Origin of the sequence: Curtobacterium sp. PhB115 (assembly GCF_003752025.1) — a bacterium.
Classification (GTDB): domain Bacteria; phylum Actinomycetota; class Actinomycetes; order Actinomycetales; family Microbacteriaceae; genus Curtobacterium.
Window position 1 is genome coordinate 908,841 of sequence record NZ_RJKR01000005.1, and the last position, 25,757, is coordinate 934,597.

The 25,757-nt window shown below is 70.7% G+C and carries 19 protein-coding genes; 6 read left to right on the top strand and 13 right to left on the bottom strand.

Annotated features, from left to right (window positions below; translation table 11 throughout):
- Positions 1 to 55: 55 nt before the first annotated feature.
- From EDF19_RS04530 to EDF19_RS04545, 4 genes are all read right to left on the bottom strand, one after another.
- Positions 56 to 1,456: an MFS transporter gene (locus EDF19_RS04530; RefSeq protein ID WP_123679688.1), complete on the bottom strand. Its 1,401-nt coding sequence runs from the start codon at positions 1,454 to 1,456 to the stop codon at positions 56 to 58.
- Positions 1,457 to 1,625: 169 nt separating this feature from the next.
- Positions 1,626 to 1,895: a twin-arginine translocase TatA/TatE family subunit gene (gene tatA / locus EDF19_RS04535; RefSeq protein ID WP_395859494.1), complete on the bottom strand. Its 270-nt coding sequence runs from the start codon at positions 1,893 to 1,895 to the stop codon at positions 1,626 to 1,628.
- Positions 1,896 to 2,067: 172 nt separating this feature from the next.
- A complete protein-coding gene (locus EDF19_RS04540) occupies positions 2,068 to 3,534 on the bottom strand; it encodes a sugar transferase (protein WP_185022669.1) in 1,467 nt (488 codons plus the stop codon).
- A 123-nt stretch (positions 3,535 to 3,657) separates the two neighbouring features.
- Positions 3,658 to 6,336: a glycoside hydrolase family 2 protein gene (locus tag EDF19_RS04545; RefSeq protein ID WP_123679690.1), complete on the bottom strand. Its 2,679-nt coding sequence runs from the start codon at positions 6,334 to 6,336 to the stop codon at positions 3,658 to 3,660.
- Between the two features lie 158 nt (positions 6,337 to 6,494).
- Here EDF19_RS04545 and EDF19_RS04550 point away from each other — a divergent pair, with 158 nt between their 5' ends.
- From EDF19_RS04550 to EDF19_RS04560, 3 genes are all read left to right on the top strand, one after another.
- Positions 6,495 to 6,914: a pilus assembly protein CpaE gene (locus EDF19_RS04550; protein WP_123679691.1), complete on the top strand. Its 420-nt coding sequence runs from the start codon at positions 6,495 to 6,497 to the stop codon at positions 6,912 to 6,914.
- 73 nt (positions 6,915 to 6,987) lie between these two features.
- Entirely contained in the window at positions 6,988 to 7,818 is an 831-nt protein-coding gene (locus EDF19_RS04555; protein WP_123679692.1) for an aldo/keto reductase, read from the top strand.
- Between the two features lie 126 nt (positions 7,819 to 7,944).
- A complete protein-coding gene (locus EDF19_RS04560) occupies positions 7,945 to 9,315 on the top strand; it encodes a hypothetical protein (RefSeq protein ID WP_123679693.1) in 1,371 nt (456 codons plus the stop codon).
- 86 nt (positions 9,316 to 9,401) lie between these two features.
- On the opposite strand, the gene EDF19_RS04565 is transcribed toward EDF19_RS04560, so the two are convergent.
- Positions 9,402 to 11,414, bottom strand: coding sequence for a lectin-like domain-containing protein (locus tag EDF19_RS04565; RefSeq protein ID WP_123679694.1), 2,013 nt, complete (start codon positions 11,412 to 11,414; stop codon positions 9,402 to 9,404).
- Positions 11,415 to 11,491: 77 nt separating this feature from the next.
- Positions 11,492 to 12,646 (bottom strand): class I SAM-dependent methyltransferase, encoded by a 1,155-nt coding sequence (locus tag EDF19_RS04570; RefSeq protein ID WP_123679695.1) that lies wholly within the window; start codon positions 12,644 to 12,646, stop codon positions 11,492 to 11,494.
- A gap of 68 nt (positions 12,647 to 12,714) precedes the next feature.
- Here EDF19_RS04570 and EDF19_RS04575 point away from each other — a divergent pair, with 68 nt between their 5' ends.
- Positions 12,715 to 15,171, top strand: a complete 2,457-nt coding sequence (locus EDF19_RS04575; RefSeq protein WP_123679696.1) for a M60 family metallopeptidase — start codon at positions 12,715 to 12,717, stop codon at positions 15,169 to 15,171.
- Between the two features lie 57 nt (positions 15,172 to 15,228).
- Here the strand turns inward: EDF19_RS04575 and EDF19_RS04580 are convergent, their stop codons facing one another.
- From EDF19_RS04580 to EDF19_RS19030, 5 genes are all read right to left on the bottom strand, one after another.
- Positions 15,229 to 15,639 carry a heat shock protein transcriptional repressor HspR gene (locus tag EDF19_RS04580; protein ID WP_123679941.1) on the bottom strand — a complete coding sequence of 137 codons (411 nt, stop codon included), beginning with the start codon at positions 15,637 to 15,639 and terminating at the stop codon, positions 15,229 to 15,231.
- A 129-nt stretch (positions 15,640 to 15,768) separates the two neighbouring features.
- Complete coding sequence (locus EDF19_RS04585) at positions 15,769 to 16,773, bottom strand: DnaJ C-terminal domain-containing protein (RefSeq protein WP_123679697.1); 1,005 nt, start codon at positions 16,771 to 16,773, stop codon at positions 15,769 to 15,771.
- A 23-nt stretch (positions 16,774 to 16,796) separates the two neighbouring features.
- The gene (locus EDF19_RS04590) at positions 16,797 to 17,429 is read right to left on the bottom strand and encodes a nucleotide exchange factor GrpE (RefSeq protein ID WP_123679698.1); all 633 of its coding nucleotides are present in this window, start codon (positions 17,427 to 17,429) and stop codon (positions 16,797 to 16,799) included.
- A 3-nt stretch (positions 17,430 to 17,432) separates the two neighbouring features.
- A complete protein-coding gene (gene dnaK / locus EDF19_RS04595; RefSeq protein WP_123679699.1) occupies positions 17,433 to 19,292 on the bottom strand; it encodes a molecular chaperone DnaK in 1,860 nt (619 codons plus the stop codon).
- A gap of 718 nt (positions 19,293 to 20,010) precedes the next feature.
- Positions 20,011 to 20,226 (bottom strand): hypothetical protein, encoded by a 216-nt coding sequence (locus EDF19_RS19030; protein ID WP_185022670.1) that lies wholly within the window; start codon positions 20,224 to 20,226, stop codon positions 20,011 to 20,013.
- Between EDF19_RS19030 and EDF19_RS04600 the strand changes: the two genes are divergently transcribed.
- On the top strand, positions 20,216 to 22,939 hold the full coding sequence (locus EDF19_RS04600; protein WP_185022671.1) for an Ig-like domain-containing protein: 2,724 nt from the start codon (positions 20,216 to 20,218) through the stop codon (positions 22,937 to 22,939). The two genes, EDF19_RS19030 and EDF19_RS04600, sit on opposite strands and share 11 nt — an antisense overlap.
- Positions 22,940 to 23,025: 86 nt before the next feature.
- Here EDF19_RS04600 and EDF19_RS04605 read toward each other — a convergent pair whose 3' ends face one another.
- Together EDF19_RS04605 and EDF19_RS04610 are read right to left on the bottom strand one after the other, a co-directional pair.
- Complete coding sequence (locus EDF19_RS04605; protein WP_185022672.1) at positions 23,026 to 23,919, bottom strand: glycosyltransferase family 2 protein; 894 nt, start codon at positions 23,917 to 23,919, stop codon at positions 23,026 to 23,028.
- Between the two features lie 85 nt (positions 23,920 to 24,004).
- Positions 24,005 to 24,466 carry a DUF3060 domain-containing protein gene (locus tag EDF19_RS04610; protein WP_185022673.1) on the bottom strand — a complete coding sequence of 154 codons (462 nt, stop codon included), beginning with the start codon at positions 24,464 to 24,466 and terminating at the stop codon, positions 24,005 to 24,007.
- Between the two features lie 76 nt (positions 24,467 to 24,542).
- Here EDF19_RS04610 and EDF19_RS04615 point away from each other — a divergent pair, with 76 nt between their 5' ends.
- The gene (locus tag EDF19_RS04615) at positions 24,543 to 25,694 is read left to right on the top strand and encodes a glycosyltransferase (RefSeq protein ID WP_123679702.1); all 1,152 of its coding nucleotides are present in this window, start codon (positions 24,543 to 24,545) and stop codon (positions 25,692 to 25,694) included.
- Positions 25,695 to 25,757: the final 63 nt, after the last annotated feature.

The following is a 25,757-nucleotide window of genomic DNA, read 5'->3' on the forward strand; positions in this document are numbered from 1 at the left end:
GTCCTGGTGGTCCGGCTGGTTGAGCCTACTTGACTCAACTTTACTCCGCACGTGGTCATTCCGCCTTCGGGTTGCGGATCCCGACCGCGCTGACGATCGCCCCGGCGAGGAGCAGCACCGCCATCACGACGACCGCCCGGTGCAGGCCGGCGACGCTCATCTCACCGCCGAGCACCACGCCCGCGAGCGCCACCATCACGAGGCCGGCGATGCGCGCGATGGCGTTGTTCACGGCGGAACCGACCCCGGCCTCGGACTGCGGCACCGACCCGAGCACGGCGCTGGTCAGCGGGGTCACCATGAGGGCGATCCCGAAGCCGATGAGCACCAGACCCGGGAAGACGCCGGTCCAGTAGCCGCCGGGCTGCGCGCCGACCAGCAGCATCAGGAGCGAGCCGCCCGCCGCGACCGCCGGTCCCGCGGCCATGAACCACCGCGGCCCGAAGCGCCCGGCCAGCCCGCCGACCGCCGAGGACACCAGCAGCAGGATCACCGTCGGGGGCAGCGTCGCGAGCCCAGCGAGCCAGGCCGGGAAGCCCCAGACCTCCTGCAGGAACAGGGTCACGACGAAGAAGACCATGCTCAGGGCACCGTAGATGGACAGCGTCGCGAGGTTGCCGACCGCGAAGTTGCGCGCACGGAACAGCGCGAGCGGCACGAGCGGCGCTCCCGTCGTCCTGGTCACCCGGAGCTCCCACGGCACGAAGGCCGCGAGTGCCGCAGCGCCGAGCACGAGCGCCGCGACCACCACGGGCGCACCCCACCCGAGCCGCTCCTGTTCGATGAGCCCGAGCACCACACCGCCCACCCCGACCACCGCGAGCGCGGCACCGACCACGTCGATGCGCGGGCGAGTGGCGGGGTGCACGTCGCCGGTGATCCGCAGCACCAGGGGGATCGTCACCGCGATCGGGACCGCCGTCAGGACGAAGATCCACCGCCAGCCGATGCTGTCGACGACCAGGCCGCCGACCACAGGTCCGAGGATCGTCGCCGCGCTCGACCATGCCGTCCACGTGCCGATGGCCTTCGACTGCGCCGCCCCGCGGAAGGCCGCCACGATGAGCGCGAGCGCACTCGGGGTGACGAGCGCTCCCCCGACGCCCTGGAGCGCCCGGGCGACGATGAGGACCTCGCCGGTCGGGGCGATCGCACACGCGACCGAGGCGACGCCGAACACGACGAGCCCCCACGTGATGATGCGCACGCGGCCGAACACGTCGGACAGCGACCCGGCGACGAGGATGAGCGACCCGAGCGTCACCAGGTAGGCGTCGACGACCCACTGCTGCACGACGAGCCCCCCGCCGAGCTCCTGCCGGATCGCCGGGAGCGCGACGTTCACGACGCTCGAGTCCAGCCCGACCACGAACGAGGCCAGGATCGCGACCACCAGCACGATCCGCCGATCGTCGCGGAGCGGTGCGGTGGCCGGTGTGGCCGGAGTCGTGGTCATGCGCTCATCCTCCACCCGACGACCGGCGACGGGCAGTCCCCGCCAGGACCACCCCTGCGGTCCGCGCCACCAGCACCGGCACCGGCACCGGCACGACGAAGCCCCCGCGACCGATGTGGTCACGGGGGCTACCGACAGGACGGGGCTGGGGTCCTGAGTTCTGGGGTGCCTAGCGCCGGGTGTCCGAGTTCGGCTGCACCGACGGGCCGGGGTTCACGACCGGCTGCGCTGCGGGGGCTGCGGGCTCGGCAGCGGTGTTCTGCACCGTGGGGTCCGCCTGCGCTGCCTTCTTGTCGTCGTCCGACATCTCCTTCTTGAAGATGTTGATCGACTGGCCGAGGCCCTTGGCGAGCGCCGGGAGCTTGGTCGCGCCGAACAGCAGGATGACGATCCCGAGGATGATCAGCAGGTGAATGCCGCCGAGGTTTCCGAGCATCATGACTCCTTGATCTGGAACTGGTCGCCGTTCGTGGGTCGTCTTCGACCGACGCGGCGGAAGTCCGTGTGCACCCATCGTAACTCCCCCGCCCGCCGATGCCCAGGCCGGGCGTGGGAACGGACACCGTTCGCACAGGGAAGTGCCGCGCAGCCCGGTGGCAGCGCCCCGCGACTCAGTACGCGCCGCGCGACCGGAGCACCGACGGCACCGTCCGGGCGAGGATCACCAGGTCGTGCAGGAACGACCAGTTCTCGACGTAGTGCAGGTCGAGCCGAACTCCGTCCACCCAGTCCAGGTCGGACCGGCCGCTGACCTGCCACAACCCGGTGATGCCCGGGGTCACGAGCAGTCTGCGGTCGGCGAAGTCCTCGTACAGGGCGACCTCGCGCGGGAGCGCCGGGCGGGGGCCGACCAGGCTCATCGTGCCGGTGAGGACGTTCCACAGTTGCGGGAGCTCGTCGAGCGAGGTCCGCCGCAGGAAGGCCCCGACCCGGGTGATGCGCGGGTCGTCCTTCATCTTGAACAGCGGACCGGCGCCGTCGTTGTCGGCGTGCAGCGCAGCCACGCGGGCTTCGGCGTCCACGCACATCGTGCGGAACTTCAGGATCGAGAACTCCGCACCCCCACGTCCCACCCGGACCTGCCGGAAGAAGACCGGCCCGCCGTCGTCCGACCGGATCACCAGCGCCACGACTGCGAGCACCGGCGCGAGCAGCAGCAACCCGATGCCGGCACCGGTGACGTCGAGCAGCCGCTTGCCCGCCCGACGGCGGTAGTCCGGGGTCTCGACGTGCATGAGCGGGAGTCCGTCGACCGGACGTTCGTGCACCCGACCGGCGGCGATGTCGGCGAGCGGCGACGAGACGACGAGCTCGACGCCGTGCTCCTCGAGCTGCCAGCCGAGCCGGCGCAGGCGTTCGTGCCCACCACGGACGGCACCGGCGACGACGACCGCCGACACCCCCTGGGCGCGGGCGAGGTCGAGGACGTCGTCGATCCCGCCGACGACCGGTGCGGTGGCGGCACCGAGCCCGATGGTGACGCCGACGGGCTCGCAGTCGGTCACGACGGCACGGACGCGGTAGCCGGCCCCGGGCGTCGACGCGATCCGCCGACCGACGTAGCGGACGTCCTCGGTGTCCCCGACGAGCAGGACGTCCTGCAGGCGTTCACCGCGGGCACGACTGCGGGCGAGTGCGGACCGGACCACCTTGCGGCCGATGACCAGGAACAGGATCCCGAGCGGGAAGGCGATCGCGACGTACCCCCGGGCCAGGTCGAGCTGCGACGCGTACGCCAGGACGGCCACGCTGGCACCGGTGATGAGGCTGGCGGTGAGGAGCCGCCGGTACTCGTCACCCCCGATGCCGGCGATGCGCGGGTCGCGCGTGCGGAAGGCCGACAGCAGTGTCATCCAGACGACCACGATCGCCGGGGCGACGACGAACTCGATCCACCCGGCCTGCACGGTGCCGGTCGAGAGCTCCCACGGGAACCGCACGACGTGGGCGAGCCCGAAGGCGACGACCAGGAGCACGACGTCGAGCAGGGCGACCATCGGGGTGAACCCGCGGCGCGCACCGGCCGGCGCCTTGACGGGCGCCGACGCCGGGACGGGCAGCTGGGTTGGCGGACGCATCGCGAGCGACATCGTGGGACCTCCTGTCGACCGGATCGACGAGGGGTCGACCGGACGCCGGAGTCGTTCGGGTCACGACTGCGAGCGGCGTGCTACGAATATATCACTGTGTCGTTTCGCATATCAACAGCCGAGCGCACGATCGAGGCTCCAGAGCACCGGAGCCGCGAGCAGCGCCGGGACGTCGGCCTCGGCCACACCGGTGAGCCGGAACACCACGCGCTCCCCGGGCAGCAGGGTCATGAACCCGCGGTCCACGGCGCCGTCGGCCGAGACCCGGTCGGGCTGGACGAGCAGGTCGCGCACGAGCGAGTCGGCATCGACCACCAGGTCCACACCGCCCTCGACGGGCGTGCACGACACCCGGTAGCGGGCAGGTTCCCAGCGCATGTCGACGTCCGGGCCGGGGGTCCAGACCGCGCGGCGCCAGTCCATGTCCGCCACGACCAGCTCGTTCGCCGGGTCGTCGACGACGCCGACCGACTCGGGCAGCGCCACCACGGCGACCCCGGCGGCGGACAAGCGCACCGGCAAGGACGCTTCGGCGAGGATCGCGCCGGACAGGGTGATGCGGCGCACCCGGACCACGCTGTCGTGGCCACCCCGGGTGGACCGGACCGCGACCTCGATGGGCGAGGACCCGAACGCGCCGGGCGAGACGCCCAACGACAACGTGTCCGCCAGGTCACCCAGATCAGCCGTCTCGCTGGCGGTGGCCGACCGGTCTGGGTGATCCGCGCCTCCAGGCCGGTCGGCGTTCGACGCGGACGACGTGACCGACGAGGACACCGTCGACACCGGACGGATCGTGAGCAGCACGTCGTCGTACAGGCGACGGAGCTCGTGCGCGAGCGGCTTCAGCCGCCCCGCGGAGTCGATCGCCGACCACGACGACACCGGCCACAGGTCGTTCAGCTGCCACATCACGACACCGGTGTTGCGCGGCCAGTGCGTGCGCCAGTGCTCCACGCCCGTCGCGATGGCCCGTGACTGCTGCAGCTGCGTCAGGTAGTGCCACGCATCGAACGAGAACGGCCCGGTGCCGAAGCTCGGCTCGAGTCCACGGGCGAGCTTGCCCATGCCGTCGGTGGCCTTCTGGTGGTGGACGACCCCGGGCGAGTCCTGCGACAGGACCTCGTCGGCGACGCCGTCCCGCAGCGTCCGCCACGCGGGCGGTGCCTGCCAGCCGAACTCGGACACGAACCGCGGTACCGAGTCCCGGTAGGCGGTGTCGGGCAGGCGGTTCCAGACGTCCCACGAGTGGTGGGTCTCGTGGTCGACGTCGTTCGCGAACAGCGACTCGGAGCCCGACCACGGCGACGCCACCGTGTAGAAGCGCGACGGGTCGACCGCGTCCACGATCGTCGGGAGCAGGTCGAGGTAGTAGTCGAGCCCCCAGCCGCGGTCGCCGAGCTCCTCGCCCCAGTTGTCGACGCCGTGCAGCCAGATGTTCTCGTTGTTGCCGTTCCAGAGCACCAGCGAAGCGTGCCGGGCCAGACGGGCGACGTTGTCCCGCGCCTCGGCGATGACCTCGCTGCGGATCGGCTCGACCTCGGGGTAGGCCGCGCACGCGAACGGGAAGTCCTGCCAGACGAGCAGACCGAGCTCGTCGCAGAGCTCGTAGAAGTCACGGGACTCGTAGACGCCGCCGCCCCACACCCGGACGAGGTTCGTGCCGATCGACGCGGCAGCCTCGAGGCGCGACGCGAGCCGCGCACGGTCGACACGGGAGACGATGACGTCGTCGGGGATCCAGTTCACGCCACGCACGTCGATGAGGGTGCCGTTGACGTGGATGCCGAACGGCCGGCCGACCTGGTCGACCTGGGTGTCGATCCGCGTCGACCGGAAGCCGGTGCGGAACACGTCGCGGTCGAGGACCTCGCCCTCGACGGTCTGCAGCTCGACGACCACGTCGTACTGCGCAGGCGTGCCGTAGCCGCGCGGCCACCAGCGCTGCGCATCCGGCACCCGCACCGTGACGACGGTCTCGTCGTCCTTCGGCGTGAGCTGCGCGCGCGACCGCTGCCGGGTCGGTTCGCCCGCCTCGGTGGTCCCGCTCACGGTCACGACGAGCACGAGGTCGTCGTCCTCGCCGTCCTGGTCGAGGTCGTTCAGTCCGGAGCGCTCGACCGTGATGTGGGTGTCGAGGACGCCCTCGCCCGCCTCGACGTCGACCAGCGGCCGCACCTCGCGCAGGCGGGCGGTGGACCAGCGCTCGACCGCGACCGGGCGCCACGGACCGCTCGTCACGGCGGTGAGTCCCCAGTCCCAGCCGAAGTTCGACGCCATCTTCCGGATGTACGGGAACGGCTCGGCGTACGGCCCGGGCATGCTGCCGGCCTTCGCGGCGACGCGTCCGGCTTCCCGGTACGGCGACTCGAACAGGATCTCGAGGTCCTTCGTCGTCGCGTCCGAGGAACCGGTCTGCACCCGCGCGTCGAACCGGTAGCGGCGGTGCATGTTCCGGGTGGTGCCGACGACGACGCCGTCGAGGCTCAGCTCGGCCACGGTGTCGAGGCCGTCACAGACGAGGTCGACCCGTTCGAAGCCGTGCGGGTCGACGTCGACCGTGCAGCGGTAGGCCCAGTCGGACCGGCCGACCCACTTCGCGGCCTGCTCGTTCAGGTGGAACGTCGGGTCGGGCAGCAGCCCGGCACGCTCCAGGTCGGTGTGCACCTGCCCCGGCACCGTCGCCGGGATGATGCGTTCCGTGATGTCGGCCGGGGCGCCCGCGGGGACGGCGTCCCCGGCGATCGTCACGGTCCAGCCGTCGCGGAGTTCCTCGCGTTCGAGGGTCATGCGGGTCCTTCTCTTCGGCGGACGGTGCTCGGAGATGCTAGTACGGGATGCTTTCGGCGAGCTATGTGGGACGCACGCGGTGCTCCGGTCGTGCCTTCCTGGTGACACCCGCCCGCCTTCCTGGTGACACCGCGCCTGCCGTCGTGCAGGGTGGAGACGTGATCACCGTCGAACTCGCCAGGGCCCTCCGCGACGCCGGACTCCGCTGGCACCCCGAGACCGGCGACCGGTTCGTCATCGACAAGCCGGGCGTGGACGAGGACGTCTACACGGTGTCCGAGATGACCGTCGAGCGGCACGACTCCCCCACCGGGACGATCCTCGGGTTCAACGGCACCACCGAGTGGGCGCTCGACTCGGTCACCGCCACCGAGTCGCTGTGGCTGCCGCGCGAGGACCAGCTGCGCGAGCTCCTCGGGCCGGCCTTCGTCGGGCTGACCCGGGTGCAGCTGCCCGCTCGCGTGGTGTTCACGGTCACCGCCACCATCGGCGGCACCGACCGGAGCTTCGCCTCGGAGACCCCGGCGATCGCGTACGGGCAGGCGCTGCAGGCGTACATCGACGCCTCGCTGTCCTGAGCGGCACGCCCGGGGTCGTCGACCCTGGACGTTCCTGGAATGGACGCTGAGGGACGTTTGGTTGCATGACACCATGACCGTTCCGAACATCACCCTGAACGACGGCAAGACGATCCCGCAGCTCGGCTTCGGCGTCTTCCAGATCGACCCCTCCGAGACGAAGGCCGCCACGCTCGCCGCGCTCGAGGTCGGCTACCGCCACATCGACACCGCCGAGATGTACGGCAACGAGAAAGAGGTCGGCGAGGCGATCGCCGAGTCCGGGATCCCCCGCGAGGAGATCTTCGTCACCTCGAAGCTCAACAACGGCTTCCACGCGCCCGAGGCGGCTGCCGAGAACGGCAAGAAGTCGGCCGACCTGCTCGGCGGCTACACCGACCTGTTCCTGATCCACTGGCCGCTGCCCACCGTGTCGGACTTCGTCCCGACTTGGAAGGCGCTCGAGGAGCTCTACCACGCGGGCACCTCGCGCAGCATCGGCGTGAGCAACTTCCAGGCGCACCACCTCCGTCGCCTCATCGCCGAGACGGACGTCCCGCCGGCGGCGAACCAGATCGAGGTGCACCCGTACCTCGCGCAGGAGGAACTCCGCGCCGTCAACCGTGAGCTCGGCATCGCGACCGAGGCCTGGTCGCCCATCGCGCAGGGCCTCGTGCTCGACGACGAGACCATCACCCGCATCGCGCGGGCGCACGACAAGTCCCCGGCACAGGTCGTCCTCCGCTGGCACATCCAGCGCGGCGACATCGTGTTCCCGAAGTCGGTCACCCGTGCCCGCGTCGAGGAGAACTTCGACATCTTCGACTTCGAGCTCTCGGACGAGGACGTCACCGACATCACCGGCCTCGACAAGGGCCACCGCACCGGTCCGGACCCCGACACGTTCGACTACGTGCCGGCCTGATCGGTCACGCGGCCGTCCGGCCGCCACGCCCTGCGGGGCGCACACACGACGAAGCCGTCCGGGTCCGCCCGGGCGGCTTCGCCGTTCCGCCCGGGTCGCGGCGTCGTTCCGCACTACGCTCGGGGCATGCCCGCCGCGGATCGGCACGACGACGGCTGGACGCCGCAGTTCCGCGACGCGTACCAGTCGGTGCTCGGTGCGATCCGTGACGGCTCCCTCGCCCGCGACGTCGACCACGACGAACTCGCGCTGTCCGGACGCCTCGACCTCGACCCTGCTGTGCTGCACGGTGTCCTCGAACGGCTCGCCGACGTCGGACTCGTGACCTTCGTCGGTGCCGCCGAGCTGCGGTTCGGGACCCTCTCGGTGCCCGCGTGGGTGGACAACGGCCGGCTGCTCGTCGGCCTGCTCGAAGGGGTCGTGCGGTCGGCCGTCCCGACGCTCACCGCCGAGGACGAACCCGCACACGCCGCGTCCGCCGACGATCTGCGACGGGCGGCGGCGCTCCGGACCGCCGACCTCGACCCCGCCTTCTGGGCGACGCTGCGCTTCTGGATCGACCGCACCCCGAACCCCGTCCTCGCCGGGCTGGCGAACCGGGCACTCGAGCGTGTCCGGTTCGGCGTCGACCCGTCGGTCCCCTTCCGGAACACCGACGTCGAGGAGTGGATCGCCGCGTCGCAGCAGGCGGCCCGGTACCGGACCCCGGCGGCGGCGGCGCGGGCGGCCCACGTGCTCGCGCGGGTCTGGGAGGGGAACCTCGTCGCCTGCGCCGAGCCGCTCGGGCACACGCCCGACGAGCTCCTCGCCGCGACCTCCTCGGCGGCTGACGCACCGTTCTGGGCGACGTGGACGCCCGACGACCTCTGGTGGGACCTGCTCGCGATGGTGCGTGACGGCACCCTGGAACGCGACCGGACGTACCGAGCGCGGGAGATCGCCGCCCGGCTCCGCCAGTCCGTGCTCGTCCTCATGCCACTGTTCCGTCGGCTCGAGCTCATGGGGCTGATCGCGACGCCACCGGCGGACCCGGAGGCGATCCGGATCGTCCGGCCCGACGTGCGGCACTGGGTCGACTCCCTGCAGCTCGCCGCGACGCTGCAGGAGATGTGCGCGTCGTGGGCGATCCCGGCGCTGAGCGCACGCGGCCGGACGCAGCTCCGCGCGGTCGTCGCCGCCGCTCGCCGACAGGCACGGACCCGGGACTTCGCGTACACGTTGACGATGGTCGAGCTCTCCCGTGTCTTCGGCGCACACACGCAGAACCCCTGGATCGCCGGCAACCTCCGACTCGCACTCAGCCGCCTCGCGTTCGTGTTCGACGACGCGCCGCTCTTCCGGCAGTGGGACATCGAGGACGTCCTCACGCTGCTCGACCGCGCGATCGACACGGGCGACGCCGTCCTGGCGACCGAGGCGATGCACGCGCTGGGCCTCCACTACGACGTCCACATCGCCGAGGTCACCGCGAGGCTCGGCGGCGCGCCGACGGCCTGAGCCGCCGAGCGCCCAGAGCCTGAGCCGCCGCGCGCCCACGGCCTGAGCCGCGCGGAGGACGACCCCCGCACGGCCCAGGTCCGCGGTCACTCCATCCGGTGTCGGCGGCGCAGGACGAGCAGCACGCCGCCGGTCAGTGCGAGCCCGAGGCCGAGGACGCTCGCGACGAGCAGCCCACGCGCTCCGGTCCAGGCGAGGCTCGACGGGCCGGTGACCGACGAGTCGAGCGACGACCCGACCGTCGACGCAGACCCGCTCCCACCCGCACCACCCGGTGCCACGCCGGACCCAGCCCCGCCAGGGCCAGCCCCGCCGGAGCCCGGGCCGCCCGGACCCGGCACGGACGGACCGGGCGTCGGGACCGGAGCCGTGGGCGACGGCGTCGGCGTCGGCCCCACCGCTTCCGCCGACACCTCGACCCGCAGGACCGCCGTCGCGACCTGCCCGGCGTTCGAGGTGACCTCGTACCGCACCGGCGACGCCGCCCCGGTGAACGACGGCTCCGGCGTGAACGTCACCCGCCCATGGTCGTCGACCACGTAGGTGCCCTCACCGGGGACCCGCAGCGTCTTCCCGTCGTCGGACAGCTCGGCGCCCTCGAGCCCGTCGTCGGTCAGCCGGACGGACCCGAGGTCCGGGCCGCTGCCGTCGAGCGCGTCGTTCCCCACCACGTCGACGGTCACCGGCTCGCCCTGCTCGCCCGTGACGGCGTCGTCCGACGCCTCGGCTTCCGGCAGCACGACGTCGAAGCCGATCGTGTCGGTGTTGTTCGTCAGGTCGACGTCGCTCACCGAGCCGTCGCGGGCGACGGCGGCGAGGCCCTCGTCGAAGCGTCCGGCGGCGAAGTCCGTGACGCTCTCCGCCGGCGCCGTGTACGTCCCCGTCCGCGTGGTGACCGGCACCGTCCCCCGGCCGACCATCGTCACCGCACCCCCGGGCGGAGCAGTCCAGTCCGAGGCGACGGGCCCCGTACCGGCACCGGTCGCGCCGTCCTTCCCGCACGCCGCTCCGCCGGTCCCCTCACACGTCCACGTGACGTCGTCGAGCGGCAGGTCCTGGACCATTGCGACGGTCCGGGCCACGGCGTCGGCCGGCCCACCGATCGTCGCCGGCCCACGGTTCTCGGAGCGCACCCGGAAGGTCACGTCGTCGCCCGGGGTCACCGGCCCCGTCCCGTCCACCGAGGCGGTCGTGACGACGTCCGTCGGCTGCGTCGCCCGGACGTTGCGGATCTCGTGGAACTCCGCTCGACCGCCGGTCGACGCGCTGAACCCGAACCGCATCCGGTCGGGCAGCGCCGTCGCGGGCAGGTCGGTCGAGATCACCTGCCGGAGCGCGTCCGGCTCCGAGCCGATCGCCGTCGCACCGGACATCGTCACGATGGCCGTGATCCCGCCTTCAGCCCTGGGCACGACGTCCACCTGCACGTGCCGGTAGGTCGCGGTCGCGGCATCGGCACCCCGGTCCTCGAGGAACCCGTTGCCCTGGTCGCCCGTCGTGGCGAGGACCGGGTAGCACTGGGCCTCGGCACCGCGGACGGTCACCGCGTTCGGGACGGCGTCCGGCAGCGCGAAGTTGCCGAACCGGTCGAACCCGACGCCGACGACGCCGCCGTCGAGCCCGGCCGAGCACGCGGACTTGCCGTCGTGGTACCCGAGCCCACCGCCCACCGGTCCGATCGAGTCGAGCGGGACCGCGGCGTCCTGCAGGAAGAACCCGATGCCGTCGGCGTACCCGGTGTCGGTCGGGCTCCACATGCGCTGGTCGAACTCGACAGTGAGTCCGTGGCTGGAGTCGTACGGCACCTCGTTGTACACGGCCGAGGCCATGTACTTCGCGTTGTCGGTCATCCGCAGCCACTTGCCGGCGGCGCCGTCCTCGACGATCGCCGCCTGCTGGTCGTTCGAGGCGATGCGCGCCCAGCCCGGCGGCATGGTCGTGCCGACGGGCAGGTCGACGAAGGGGTCGTGGACCGGGAACGGCGAGACGGCGTGCGCCGGTGGCGTGTGGCCGACGATCCCGGTCCCCGTCGCGGCGACGAGCGCGACGAGTGCGGTGAGGCCGACGAGGGCCCGGCGGCCTGGTGGTCGAGTGTGCATGGAGGTCCTCTCTGACGGTGCAGAGACGACTGTGCAGTCCCGATCAGCGGGACACAAGTATTATGTGTTCGATATTCCTAGTTCGACATGACCCGGCTCGCGGTGACGGTGAACTTCGGCGTCCGCACGACCTGCCTGGTCGGCCCGACCAGGCGCTCGAGCACGGGACGGTACCGCAGGTGCGAGTTCCAGACGCACCACAGTTCTCCCCCGGCCTGGAGGATCGTGGCCGCGTTCCGGAACATCGCCTCGGCCGCGTCGGTGGTCACCGTGGTGTCCGCGTGGAACGGCGGGTTGCAGAGCACCAGCTGCGCGGATCCCACCGCCAGCTCGTCACCGGCGTCGGCCAGCAGCGCCGTCACGCGGTCGGCCACCCCGTTGGCCGCCGCCGTCGCCCGAGTCGACGCCACCGCGATCCGGGAGACGTCGGTCGCCAGTACCTGCACCGCCGGCCGACGGAGCGCCACGGCCGCGGCGATGACGCCGTTGCCGCATCCGAGGTCCACGACCGTTCGGGCCGTCGGCACGGCATCGTCCATCGCGTCGAGCAGCACGCGCGTGCCCTGGTCGAGCGAGGTCCCGGCGAAGACCCCACCGTGCGCCACGAGCGTCATGCCGAGGTCGTCGACGTGCACCGACCGCGGCCACGGGTTCGTCGCGGCGGCGCGGTTGGCCTGCGCCCGCAGCGGGTCCTGCGCGATGAGGAGCCGCGACTTGCCGCGACCTCGTGATGCGGTGACCTCCCCGAAGGACCGCCGCAGCACGTCGTTCTGGGAGACGTTCATGTACTTCACGTTGCCACCGCAGAGCAGCACGACGTCGGGAGCGGCGAACCGGGCGACCGCGCGCGCGATCTCGTCGAGCCGGTCGTGCGACTTCGAGAGCCGCAGGACCACGAGCCGGACGTCACGGAAGGCGTCCTCGAGCGAGTCCGGGTGGTGGAAGCCGCGCAGGCCGAACGTCCCGGCGTTGGCCTCGAGTGCCCGCTCGCCGACCAGGGAGTCCTGCACGACCCGGATGTCCGATGCGCCGTACTGCGTGATGAGCCCGAGCGTCAGCACCCCGAAGCGGTCGTCGACGACGGCGACCTCACCGGGCTGGCGGAGTGCGTCGCCGTGCACGTGCGGGGCCTCGTCGATGAGGAACCGGTCCGTCCCGTCGATCGCGATGAGGTCCGGGGTGTCGTCACCGGGCTGTCGTCGGAAGAAGTCGGCGAAGTCGAACGCTGGCACCGGTGCAGCGTAGCCGCTCGGAGCCGAACACCCTCGACGTTGCGGGCGGTATGTGAAATACTGAAGAGATGTCGTCGTTCCTCCCCCGGCCCGTCCTGCCGGCCGTCACCGCTGCCGCAACCGTGGCGTCCGTCCTCGTGACGACCCTCGTCGGCGTCCCCGCAGCCGGCTCCTCGGAACGCTCCACCGTCGCGCTCCCCGGCGGTCCGCTCCCGACCGCCATCGTCCGGAGCGCCGATACCCGCTCCACCGACGTCCTCGTCCACGGGCTCGGCTCACCCGAAGCCGAGCGCATCCGCGAGGGCCGGAACATGCGACACAGCGGTCTCCAGCCGACCGGTCGGTTCGTCCGCTCGGGGCAGACGATCACCGTGCAGGTGCCGTCCGGGGCGCCGACGATGCGGGTGGAGACCGGGCTCATCGGCCCGTACGCGGCGTTCAACGGCGGTGCCGAGGTCGGCATCACCGCGGCGGACCTCACCGCGGGCCGCAACGAGGTCACCGCCGACCGGGACGGCATGGTCTTCCTGTCGAGCACGGCGCCGTCGGGCTCGGCCACCGTCACCGTCTCGGGTGGCACCACGGTCCCGACCTTCGTCACGGGGCAGACCTCGAACGCGGAGTTCGCCGCAGAGGTCGAGCGGTTCCCCGACGCCCCGATGGCGACGATCGTCGGCGAGCGGGTGTTCGGCGACTTCCAGGCGCGCACGGTCCCGACGATGTCCGGTGACCTGGCGTCCCGGGTGGAGGACTGGGACCGAGTCGTGCAGGTCACGAACGAGCACCACGGGCTCCTCGACGACGCCGTCGGTGCGGCCCGCAAGGCCCCGCACCGGATCTACATCGCCTCGCCGGACTCCGGTGCCGGCTACGCGAACGCGAGCCACGACCGGATCATGTTCCAGGTCGACACCGCTGCCGCGTCGGAGCTCTTCACGATGCGCGCGAGCGGACTCTGGGGCTTCTGGCACGAGGTCGGTCACACCTACCAGCCGCCGGCCTACAACTGGAAGGGCATGGTCGAGGTCGTCAACAACGTGTCCGCACTCGACGTCCAGCACCGCCTCTTCGGAGCGAACCGCCTCGACGGGCAGCAGACGGCGATCGCCGCGTTCTTCGCCCGCCCGGTCGAGGCACGGAGCTTCGCCGACGAGGACAGCGTCTGGGCCCGTCTGCTCATGTTCGACCAGCTCCGCCGCGCGTTCGGGCAGCAGTTCTGGCCCGCCCTCGACCAGGAGCTCCGCGTCCGGTTGCGCACGGGCGACGCGACCGTCCACGACGACGACGCGAAGCGAGCAGCCTTCACGCTCACCGCCGCGCGGGTCGCCGACCGGGACCTCCGTCCGTTCTTCCGGCAGTGGGGCTTCCCGCTCGACCCTGCCGTCGCGGACGCGATGGCCGACCTGCCGGCACTCACGACCCCGATCTGGGAGAACCGTGGCGCCGCGTCCGACACCGTCCAGGAGCGCGAGCTCCCGCGCTACGGCGTCCCCGTCGGTGTCCCGTCATCCGTCACCGAGCCGGTCGCGGTCGGGCAGCGGCAGCTCGAGACGGCGCCCACCGCGACGGGCATCGGCAACACGGACGGCATCGGGACCGCACACATTACCGGCCACGCCCTCGAGGCGCGCGAACCCGGCACCGGGACGGCGTCCGTCGTGCTCCGGAACGACCGCGGCATCCGCGAGGTCCTCGCCACCCCGGTGCGGGTCGGGCCGGGCAACGCCATCCGGTTCACGGGCATCGGTGACGAGACGATCGGGTGGCTCGCCCTCGATCCGCTCGCCGGCGCACTCCGGTTCGTCCCGGTCAGCACCGCGGCGGCGCACCCGTACTTCGACGGCGAGGAGTACGTCGGCTTCGCGCTCCGGACCGCCGACGGCCGGACGCTCGGCGACTGGTCGATCGACGGCGACGAGAACGGCACAGCGGTCGCGGCCGCGTTCGCGCAGGACTTCGAGGACGGGCAGGTGCTCGAGGTCCGGCACGCCGAACCCCGCTCGCGGCTGACCGCCTTCCGCGACGGCGAGGAACTCCCGCACCGCCCAGAGAAGCTGCAGCGCTTCCGGATCGTCGACGACCGGATCGAACCGATCGCCGACGAGGCCGTCGGGGTCCTGCCCGTCGAGACCACCGGCCTCGTGCGCGGGACGGACACGCCCGTGTCGTTCGGGATCGTCGCCGGCCGGGAGCTCACGTCGATCCGCGCGGACCTCGTGGTCACCGCTCCCGATGGCACGGTGTTCGCCGAGGGGCAGACATCGCTCGTCGGGCAGTACCGGAACCCCGGCGACGACTGGCGGACCGCGGCATCGATGACGATGCGTTCGGGTCAGCGCTCACCGGACGGCCGCACGACGACGTTCCGGCTCGACACGACGACGACGTTCCGCCTGGTGCAGGGCGCGGCCGCGCGATGGTCCCCGCTCGTGCACACCCCGGAGGACGCGATGGCGGGACAGTACGGCATGCACTGGGAGTTCAGCGGGACGACGAACGCCGGTTCGGTGCGCATCGGTTCGTGACGCTGACCAGCACAGCCGACGGCTCAGTGCAGTCGAGGGCTCAGTGCAGCCGATGGCTCAGTGGGGCCCGCGGTACAGCACGATCTGCGTGTTGCGCTGCGGCCGCGCGCCGGCTCGGAGCGACACCGCTGCGCCGGTCGTGGTCGCCGCGAACACCCGGGCGCCGGGTCGGTTGATGAGCTGGTCGGCGAGGGCCGTCTCCAGCTCGCGCACCCGGTCGCGCAGTTCCTTGTTCTCGTTCTCCAGGTCGAGCACCCGCCGGATCCCCTCCAGGGACACCCCCTCGGAACCGAGGCGCGCGATCTCGCGCAGTTGCGCGACGTCGCGCATCGAGTAGCGGCGGGAACCGCCGCGGGTGCGGCCGGGCACGACCAGGCCGAGCCGGTCGTACTGCCGCAGCGTCTGCGGGTGCATGTCGGCGAGCTCCGCCGCCACCGCGATGGCGAAGACGGGCGAGTTCTCGTCCATGTCGGTCATGGCGCGTTCCTTTCCGTCGTCCGCGTGGTCTGGAAACCCAGCCTGGAGGCTCGGTGCGGCTTCCTGACGGAGCCGCACCGACCCTCCAGGCGGGTCTTCTTGCTGTTCGTGCGTTGCGCGCTAGTCGCGCGCCTTGGCGAGGATGTCCTCGCGGGGGTTCTCGTCGGGCAGGACCTCCGCGAGCGCCTCGACGGCCTCGCGCTGCTTGTCCGACAGGTGCGACGGCACCGCGACCTGGACGGTCGCGAGCAGGTCGCCCGTGCCGTTCTTCGTCGCGACGCCACGGCCCTTGACGCGGAGGACGCGACCCGACGGCGTGCCGGGGGCGACCTTCAGCTTGACGGTGGAACCGCCGAGCGTCGGGACCTCGATGGTCGCGCCGAGCGCTGCTTCGACGAACGTCACGGGGACGTCCACGCGCAGGTTCAGCCCGTCGCGCTCGAACACCGGGTGCTTGCGGACGGAGACGGCGACCACCAGGTCACCGGCCTCGCCGCCGTCCGGCGAGGGTTCGCCACGGCCGCGGAGCCGGATCTTCTGGCCGTCCGCGACCCCGGCCGGGATCCGGACGTTGACGGGTCGGCCGTTGCCCTGCGAGAGCTTGACCGTGTCGCCGGCGATCGCCGTGGTGAAGTCGAGCGTCGTCGACGCCGTGACGTCGCGACCCTTCGTCGGTCCACCGAAGCCGCGGTAGCCGCCGGTGGACTGGCCGAAGCCGTTCCCACCGCCGAACATCCCGCCCAGGATGTCCTCGAAGCCGCCGGCACCGGCCGCGCCGCCCTGGCCGAAGCGGACACGCTGTCCGCCCCCGCCCTGCTGCCCGAACATCCCACCGAAGACGTCCTCGAACCCGCCCTGGCCCCCGCCGCCCGCCGTGAAGCGGGCGCCGGAGCCCATGGCACGGACCTGGTCGTACTCCTGCCGCTGTTCCTTGTCGGAGAGGACCGAGTAGGCCTCGCTGATCTCCTTGAAGCGGTTCTCCGCCGCCGCGTCACCCGGGTTGGAGTCCGGGTGGAACTGCCGCGCGAGCTTCCGGTAGGTCTTCTTCAGCTCGGCCTCCGACGCGTCCTTCGACACCCCGAGGACCTTGTAGAAGTCCTTGTCGAACCAGTCCTGACTGGCCACTGGTACCTACCTTCCGTTCCGGATCAGGCCGGGACCGCCACTGCGACCTTGGCCGCACGGAGCACGCGCTCGCCGAGCTTGTAGCCCGGCTCGACGACGTCCGCCACGGTCTGGCCGGTGGCGCCGGGAGTGGGGAGCTGGACGATCGCCTCGTGGATGTTCGGGTCGAAGGACTCACCCTTCTCACCGATCTGCACGAGCTTGAACTTGTCGAAGCCCCCACGGATCTTCTGGCCGATGACCTGCATCGGACCCTCGGCGAGGTCACCGTGGGCCTCGGCCCGGGTGAGGTCGTCGAGCGCCGGCAGCAGGGCCCGCACCACTTCGGCGATGGCGACCTCGCGGTTGGCCTCACGGTCGCGCTCGACGCGCTTCCGGAAGTTCACCAGCTCGGCCTGCGCACGGAGCATGTCCGCACGCATCTCGGCCACCAGGTCCCGCTCGTCGGTGCTCAGCTTGTCCTCGGCGATGCCGCGAGCGGCGTCGGCCAGGAGTGCTTCGTCCTCGGGGCTCAGGTCGTTCGGCACCTCGACGTCGGGGCCTTCCGCCTCGATGAGGTCCTCTGGCTGCTCCGCGTTCGTGGCGTCGCCCTCGACCTGGGGCTCCGAGTCTTCCGGCACGGGCTCGTTGGGGACGTTGTCCTTGGGATCCGTCATCGGTTACTTCTTGTCCTTGTCGTCCTCGTCGTCCACGACCTCGGCGTCGACGATGTCCTCGTCGTCGGCCGGCTGCTCACCCGCGGGCTGGTCGCCTGCGGGAGCGCCGGCGTCCTGCTGGGAGTAGATCGCCTGACCGAGCTTGCCCTGCGACTCGTTGAGCTTGTCGAAGGCGGTCTTCACCGCGTCCTCGTCCTCGCCCGCGAGTGCCGACTTGAGCGCGTCGACGTCGCCCTGGACCTCGGACTTGACGTCCTCGGGGAGCTTGTCGTCGTTCTCCTTGATGAGCTTCTCGATGGAGTAGACGAGCTGCTCGGCCTGGTTGCGACGCTCGTTGGCTTCACGACGGGCCTTGTCCTCGGCCGCGTGCTCCTCGGCTTCGCGGACCATGCGCTCGATGTCCTCCTTCGGCAGCGACGAGCCGCCGGAGATGACCATCGACTGCTCCTTGCCGGTGCCCTTGTCCTTCGCGGACACGTGCACGATGCCGTTGGCGTCGATGTCGAACGTGACCTCGACCTGGGGGACGCCACGGGGAGCCGGCGCGATGCCGGTGAGCTCGAAGGTGCCGAGCGGCTTGTTGTCGCGGGTGAACTCACGCTCGCCCTGGAAGACCTGGATCGCGACGGAGGGCTGGTTGTCGTCCGCCGTCGTGAAGGTCTCGCTGCGCTTGGTCGGGATCGCGGTGTTGCGGTCGATGAGCTTCGTCATCAGGCCGCCCTTGGTCTCGATGCCGAGCGAGAGCGGCGTGACGTCGATGAGCAGGACGTCCTTGCGCTCGCCCTTCAGGACACCGGCCTGCAGTGCGGCGCCGACGGCGACGACCTCGTCCGGGTTGACGCCCTGGTTCGGCTGCTTGCCACCGGTCAGCGACTTGACGACCTCGGCCACGGCGGGCATGCGGGTCGAGCCACCGACGAGGACCACGTGCGCGATGTCGTTGACCGACACGCCCGCTTCCTTGATGACGTCGTTGAAGGGCTTCTTGGTGCGGTCGAGCAGGTCGGAGGTCATCTGCTCGAACTGGGCGCGCGAGATGGTCTCGTCCAGGTTCAGCGGGCCCTCGGCCGTCAGCGTCAGGTACGGCAGCTGGATGTTCGCCGACATCTGCGACGACAGTTCCTTCTTGGCCTGCTCGGCGGCTTCCTTGAGGCGCTGCTTGGCGATCTTGTCCGTCGACAGGTCGACGCCGTGCTCGTCCTTGAACTTCTTGATCAGGTAGTCGACGATGCGCTGGTCCCAGTCGTCACCACCGAGGCGGTTGTCACCGGAGGTCGCACGGACCTGGATCGTGGAGAAGTCGTCGTCCTTGCCCACCTCGAGCAGGGAGACGTCGAACGTGCCGCCACCGAGGTCGAAGACCAGGATGAGCTCGTCTTCCTTGCCCTTGTCGAGGCCGTAGGCCAGCGCGGCCGCGGTCGGCTCGTTGATGATGCGGAGGACGTTGAGCCCGGCGATCTCACCGGCGTCCTTCGTGGCCTGGCGCTCGGCGTCGTTGAAGTACGCCGGCACGGTGATGACCGCGTCGGTGACGTCTTCGCCGAGGTACTGCTCGGCGTCGCGCTTGAGCTTGCCGAGGGTGCGGGCCGAGATCTCCTGCGGCGTGTACTTCTTGCCGTCGATCTCGGTGGTCCAGTCGGTGCCGACGTGACGCTTGACCGACGCGATGGTGCGGTCGACGTTCGTCACGGCCTGGCGCTTGGCGGTCTCGCCGACCAGGACTTCGCCGTCCTTGGTGAAGGCGACGATCGACGGCGTGGTGCGGAGCCCTTCGGCGTTCGCGATGACGGTGGGCTCGCCACCCTCGAGAACGCTGACGACCGAGTTGGTGGTTCCGAGGTCGATGCCTACTGCACGTCCCATGTGGTGTTGCTCCCTTTCGTCGGGTGCGCCGGGTCGGCGCGTGATGCTGAAGTCTGCGGACTTGCGTCCGATGGACTCAACTCTACTCCGGACTGGAGGCGCGTCAACTCTGGGAGCTGAAAGTTGCGTCCGAACGACGCAAGTTCTCACCCGAGGCGACAGGTTCTCGTGAGTTGATTTGTAATGTCACACGTGATATTTTGATATCACGCGGCAAGTCTCTCGATGGGCCGCGTGTCTCCTGTTATCCGACCTGGACTCCCGACACAGCGGCACCGGGCCATCACAGAAAGCACTCACCCATGCGAAAGCACAAAACCCTCAAGGTGTTCGGCGCAGCCACCCTCGCCGCCGCGACGGTCGCCTCCGGCCTGAGTTTCGGCACCTCCGCCGCCTCCGCCGCTTCGCCTAGCGCAAACGAGTCCCTCCAACTGATCCTCAAAGGAACCGACGGCAAGTACTACTCGTACATGACTTGGGATGGTCGGACGACCTACAAACAGTGGAACACGCTTGCGGCGGCGGAATCGGAGTCCCCGTACCTCGCGGTCAGGGTGAATTCGAACGGTAGCTTCGGACTGAGCAGTGACGCAGGGTGTATCGACTTCAGTCAGTGGTCGACGGCCCCTGGGAAGTTTTTTCTCAATGCGTCTCACGTGAACAATTGTGCACAATTCGCTGCCCGGAGCGATGGGAGCGTACACGTATCCGGCCAGCATCACGCAGGAGTCCTCGGGGGCGTCGTGATGACGGGCATCGGGACGTCCGCGACGGGGTGGACTGCAGCGGGTGATTGGTCCGCTGTTTCACCTGCGAAGAACGGAGGGTTCGAAGCGAATGGCGTCGGGACCGCCACGACGATTGCGGCGGGCGAGACGAAGCCGGTGTTCTTCGGGGCGAAGGCCTCGGCCAGGATCACGTCGATGACCGGCACGAAGGTGACCCTCACGGCGCCGAACGGGACCACGTTCCCGGCCGGCATGACCAAGCTCGAGGGCTCGTACGACCAGAACGGCGCCTGGGACCCTGTGGCGTCGCTCGGTCTCACCGGATCCGTGAGTTCCGACGGCAAGACGTTCACGGGCACCATGGCCGACTCGGGGTACTACTTCGCCGTGAACTCCGGCACCACCATGCGGTGGAGCGCCGACGTCAGCGTGCCGGCTGGAGCCAGTGCTGCCGTCCGCGACTTCGGGTTCTCCCTGTCCGGTACGACGCAGAACGGGGCGTTCACCGTCGCGGGCACGTCGCCCGTCACCATCACGTCCGACGACTCGCGAGACTTCACCGCGAAGGTGGACTCGATCGACGAGGCCAACAAGTCGGCGGTCATCTCGGGCACCGGAACCCCGGGCGCCGAGCTCGTGGTGGACAACGTCAGCATCTCGCCGGTGAGCGACGAGGGCACGTGGTCGTACACGGTCTCGGGCCTCAAGGAGGGCGCCAACAAGATCCAGGTGCTCCACATCGTCGGCGCGAAGGTGCAGGTCAAGGACCTCACCATCGACATCGGCGCCGCGACGCAGCCGATCATGGCGAAGGTCGACTCCGTCGACGACGACGCCCGCACGGCGAAGATCTCCGGCACCGCGACCAAGGGTGCCGAGATCTTCAACGGCACGACGAAGATCGCGACCGCGGACGGCGACGGCAAGTGGAACGCCGACGTCTCCGGGCTCGCCGTCGGCAAGAACACGCTCACGCTGATCCAGAAGGTCAACGGCGCCGAGGTCAACCGCACCTCGCTCGACATCACCGTCGAGAACACCGTCGTCGCACCGCTCGTCGTCACCACCCCGGCGAACGGCTCGACCTCGGACACGAACCGCCCGGTGTTCTCCGGTACCGGTGACAAGGGCGCGACCATCGAGGTCCGTGGCTCGTCCCGTGTCGTGGCGACGACCACGGTCGACAGCGACGGCAAGTGGAGCGTCCCGGCTGGCTTCGACCTGGGCGACGGCACGTACAACCTCACCGTCAAGCAGACGCCGCTCAAGGGCGACGCCACGAGCAAGACGGTGACCTTCTCCATCAAGAACACCGCGGGCTTCGTGGACCTGACCGCCAAGGGCGCGTTCGACTCGGACGTCACGAAGCCGGCGACGATCTCGGGCGCGGCCACGGCCGGCTCGACCGTCATCGTCCGCGACTCCTTCGGCAACGAGATCGCCCGCACCACGGCGACGTCGGACAAGACCTACTCGGTCGCGATCCCGGTGAACAAGGCGCAATTCGGCGTCAACGAGTTCTCGGTCACCCAGACCGTGAAGGGTGACGTCTCCGCCCCGGTGAAGGTCTCGCTCGACTACGGCACCCCGACCGCGGTGGACATCACCTCGCCGGAGAACGGTGCGACCGTCGACAAGAAGGACCTCACCTTCACCGGCACCGGCCAGACCGGTGCCAAGATCGACATCCGCGGCACGATCAACGCCATCGCCACGGGCACCGTCGTCGACGGCAAGTGGACCGCCAAGGTCAACTACACGCTGAGCAACAACGTCTACAACCTGTGGGCTGTGCAGACGACCAAGGGCGGCATGACGACGCGTCAGGCGATCACCATCACGATCACCGACCAGGCCGTCGCACCCCTGACCGCCACCGCGGCGTTCAACGCCACGGACGCCAACCTGCCGGCCGTCGTGAGCGGCACCGCGCAGAACGGCGCCACCGTCACGGTGAAGACCAGCACCGGGGCCATCGTCGGGACCGCGACGGTCGTCGCCGGCAAGTACTCCGTCGCCGTCGACCCGAAGCACGCCAAGTTCGGGATCAACTCGTTCACGATCACCCAGACCGTGGGCGGCAAGGAGTCCGCTCCGCTGACCCGCGCGCTCGACTACGGCAACCCGATCGCCCCGGCAATCACCTCCCCCGCCAACGGCGCGGTCGTCGACGCCGGCAAGGTCACGTTCACCGGAACCGGCGACACCGGCTCCAAGATCGACATGCGCGGCTCGTTCAGCGCAGTCGGTTCGGGCAAGGTCGTGGACGGCAAGTGGACCGTCGAGACGCGTGAGCTCAAGGCCACCACCTACAAGCTCTTCGCGGTGCAGACCAGCAAGGGCGGTCTGACCAAGCAGATCGAGACCACCGTCGTCCTGCGCGACAAGAAGGTCACCGAGCTCACCGCCGCGGGCACCTTCCCGGCCGCAGCCGACGTGGACGCCACCATCTCGGGCAACGCCGAGACCGGAGCCACCGTCGTCGTCAAGGAGGGTTCGTCGGTCATCGAATCCGTCACGGCCGTGAACGGCAAGTACTCCGTTGCCATCCCGGCCATCGGATCCGGAGTCCGCACCTTCGCCGTCACCCAGACGGTCGATGGAGTAGTCTCGGCCGCCAAGGCCGCGACGCTCGACTACGGAACGGTGACCCCGGTCGTCGTGACCTCGCCGACCGAAGGCGCGAAGGTCAAGGCGGGTACCGTCACCTTCACCGGCACCGGAACCCCCGGCGCCCTCGTGAAGGTCAACGGCACGAGCAGCGCACTGGGCGTCGCCACGGTGAACGCCCAGGGTGACTGGTCGCTCACGCTGAACCGTCAGCTGACGCCGCAGCTGTACACGCTCTTCGTGAAGCAGACGACGAAGGGCAACCTCGTCGGAGGCGCCGTCGAGCGCAGCTTCGCCGTCGTGAAGTAGGACGTCGCGCAGGAGCACGTCGGGCAGTAGCAGCAGCCGACAACACAGCGGGCGCCCCTCCACTCGGAGGGGCGCCCGTTCGTCGTCTAGAGCGCGTACGTCCGGTACCGAACCGTCCCCCACACCCGGCCGAGCACTCCGCCGAGCCGCTGGGCGGCGACGATCCGGGCTTCCGCGCCGGTGGGTGTCCTGGCCACTGCCAAGACGGTCGCGGCCCACTGTCGGAGCGTGTCCCTGATCCCCCACCGCGCACCGAGCGGGCGGCGCCGCCGGAGGAGTCCCGCGTCGTCGGCGGCGTACCGGAGCGCCTGCCCGAAAGCGCCGCGGGCGTCCATCCGGAGTCGGTAGTGGACGATCGCCCCCGGCACGAAGACCATGCGGACCCCGAGCCCGGCGAGCCGCCAACAGAGGTCGATGTCCTCGCCGCAGGCCAGGTCTTCGTCGAACCCGTCCGCCACGGCGAGCAGCTCGCGGCGGACGCCCAGCGCGCACGTCGGGGAGAACGGCAGGTGCCGGAACTTCACCGGGAGCGCGTCGGTCGAGGACGATTTCCTGGCTGCGAGCGCCGGTGGGTTCAGGCGCTCGTACTCGAGGCGACCGCCGCACGTGCCCGCTGCCTCGACGGCGACGGCCATCTGCTCGGCCCAGACCGCGTCGACCAGGTCGTCGCCGTCGCAGAACAGCACGATCTCGTGGTCCGCGTGCCGCCACCCCACGTTCCGTGCGTGGGCGGGGCCGCGGACGGCACTCGCATCGAGGGTCCGGACGGACCAGTCAGCTGGCCAGGGATGCGCGGCAACTGCCCGTCGGACGGCCGCGACGTCTCGGTTCGCAGCGACGACGAGGTCGATCGGCCGTGCGGTTCGCTGCGCTCGGACCGCTCGGAACTGTTCGTGGAGGTGATCGTCGACACCGCCGACGGGGATCACGATCGAGATCCCCAGGGGTGCGTGGTCGGTCGGGGATGTGCTTCGTTGCACGGTGGACTCCGTCAGGTCGCGATGGGGAAACAGGCGAAGCCCCCGAACGCGGTGCGTCCGGGGGCTGGGGTGGTGCGGGGGCGGGTCAGCGCTTCTGGAAGACGTTCTGGTCGCCCGAGTCCTTCGGCTTCGGGGCGGTGTCCGAGGTGACCCGGTTGCCGTTGCCCGTCACGGTGATCGTGGTGACGGCCTTGACCGCCACGTCGTTGATGGACCCGGTGACGACGAGGTGCTCCACCGCGCCGAGGTGCACGATGCTGTTGCTCGCATCGACGGTGACCTTCGCGCAGTCCGGGACGGTGACGTCCTGGTTGCTCTGCGTCACGGTGACGGCGCCGTCCTTGCACTCGGCCTTCGACTTCTCGATGTCGGCGGGCGGTTCGAAGTACTGCGGTGCAGCGGACTTCGTGGCGGTGGGGGTCGGGCTGCTGCTCGACTTCGCGGTGCCGCCGTCGGCGTTCGACACCGAGCAGGCCGCGAGGGTGGTCAGGAGGGCGATGCCGCCGAGGGCGGCGACGGTCGTTCTGGTGATCTGCGGGGTGCGCATCCGGTGCTCCGATTCGGGCGGGGTCGGGATGGCATTTCCATCTCGTGTTTCATATATTACTTGATATGCTGGATGGATGACAAGCCCGAACCCTGGTCTTCCGCGCGTCGCCTTCGTGACGCACAGTGCTGCGCTCTCCGGCGCCGAACTCTTCGTCGCTCGCGTGGCCGCCGCTGCCCGACGCATCCACCCGGTCGTGGTCCTCGGTGAGCACGGCCCGCTCGAGCAGCGGCTGGCGGAGAGCGGCGTCGAGACCGTCGTCGTCCCGCTCGGCGAGGCCGCACGGGATCGCTCGGCCGGCTCGGGGCTCCGATCGGTCCCCGGAGCCCTCCGGACCACGGCACGGACGACGTTGGCCCTCCGCACCACCCTGCGGAGCCGCCGCATCGACGTGGTGACCACGCACTCCGCCAAGGCGCACGTGTACGGTGCCATCGCCGCTCGGCTGGCGGGCATCCCGGTGGTCGCGCACGTGCACGACGTGGCGCGCGGCTCCCACCTCTCCACACTCAACGGCATGGTGCTCCGCGCCGCCATCGGCTTGCTGCCCTCGCACCGCGTCGCGAACTCGGCGATGACCCGCCGGTCGCTCGGCCGCGTCGGCCGCACCGCAGCGGTCGTCGGCTGCCCGGCCGCCCTGCCCCAGATCGGCCCGGCACCGGACGGCCCGCTCGTGCTCGGCATGTTCGGCAGACTCGCCCCGTGGAAGGGCCAGGACCTCACGATCCGCGCCTTCGCCGCCGCGGACGCCACCGGCCTGCCCTCCGACGCGCGGCTGCGCATCGTCGGGGGCGCACTCTTCGACGGCGACCGCGCGTACGCCGCTGCACTCGAGCAGCTGGTCACGGACCTCGGCCTGGAGGCACGGGTCGACTTCACGGGACACGTCACGGACGTCGCGTCCGAGCTCTCGGGCTGCCACGCCATCGTGCACGCCAGTCGCCGACCGGAACCGTTCGGCCAGGTGGTCGTCGAGGCGATGGCCGCGGGCAGAGCGCTGGTCGCCGCCGACGCCGGTGGCCCGGCGGACCTGCTCGACCACGACCGGTCGGGGTTGCTCGTCGACCCGGAGGACACCGACGCCCTCGCAGCAGCGATCGTGCGGATGGCCGACGCTCCCACCCGCGACCGCCTCGCCACTGCGGCGCGCACCGCCGCGGAACCGTTCCGGCAGGACCGGATCGTGGCGCGGCTCGAGGACGAGTACCTCCGCCCCCTCCGCCGCTGACGCCCGAGCACGACGAGCACCACGAAGCCCGCGACCAACCGTCGCGGGCTTCGTGGCGTTCCG

Coding starts and splice junctions, on each gene's coding strand:
- EDF19_RS04530 (WP_123679688.1), bottom strand. CDS start 1,456: ATGACCACGACTCCGGCCACACCGGCCACCGCACCGCTCCGCGACGAT.
- tatA (WP_395859494.1), bottom strand. CDS start 1,895: ATGATGCTCGGAAACCTCGGCGGCATTCACCTGCTGATCATCCTCGGG.
- EDF19_RS04540 (WP_185022669.1), bottom strand. CDS start 3,534: ATGCGTCCGCCAACCCAGCTGCCCGTCCCGGCGTCGGCGCCCGTCAAG.
- EDF19_RS04545 (WP_123679690.1), bottom strand. CDS start 6,336: ATGACCCTCGAACGCGAGGAACTCCGCGACGGCTGGACCGTGACGATC.
- EDF19_RS04555 (WP_123679692.1), top strand. CDS start 6,988: ATGACCGTTCCGAACATCACCCTGAACGACGGCAAGACGATCCCGCAG.
- EDF19_RS04560 (WP_123679693.1), top strand. CDS start 7,945: ATGCCCGCCGCGGATCGGCACGACGACGGCTGGACGCCGCAGTTCCGC.
- EDF19_RS04565 (WP_123679694.1), bottom strand. CDS start 11,414: ATGCACACTCGACCACCAGGCCGCCGGGCCCTCGTCGGCCTCACCGCA.
- EDF19_RS04575 (WP_123679696.1), top strand. CDS start 12,715: ATGTCGTCGTTCCTCCCCCGGCCCGTCCTGCCGGCCGTCACCGCTGCC.
- EDF19_RS04580 (WP_123679941.1), bottom strand. CDS start 15,639: ATGGACGAGAACTCGCCCGTCTTCGCCATCGCGGTGGCGGCGGAGCTC.
- EDF19_RS04590 (WP_123679698.1), bottom strand. CDS start 17,429: ATGACGGATCCCAAGGACAACGTCCCCAACGAGCCCGTGCCGGAAGAC.
- dnaK (WP_123679699.1), bottom strand. CDS start 19,292: ATGGGACGTGCAGTAGGCATCGACCTCGGAACCACCAACTCGGTCGTC.
- EDF19_RS04600 (WP_185022671.1), top strand. CDS start 20,216: ATGACCGGCACGAAGGTGACCCTCACGGCGCCGAACGGGACCACGTTC.
- EDF19_RS04610 (WP_185022673.1), bottom strand. CDS start 24,466: ATGCGCACCCCGCAGATCACCAGAACGACCGTCGCCGCCCTCGGCGGC.
- EDF19_RS04615 (WP_123679702.1), top strand. CDS start 24,543: ATGACAAGCCCGAACCCTGGTCTTCCGCGCGTCGCCTTCGTGACGCAC.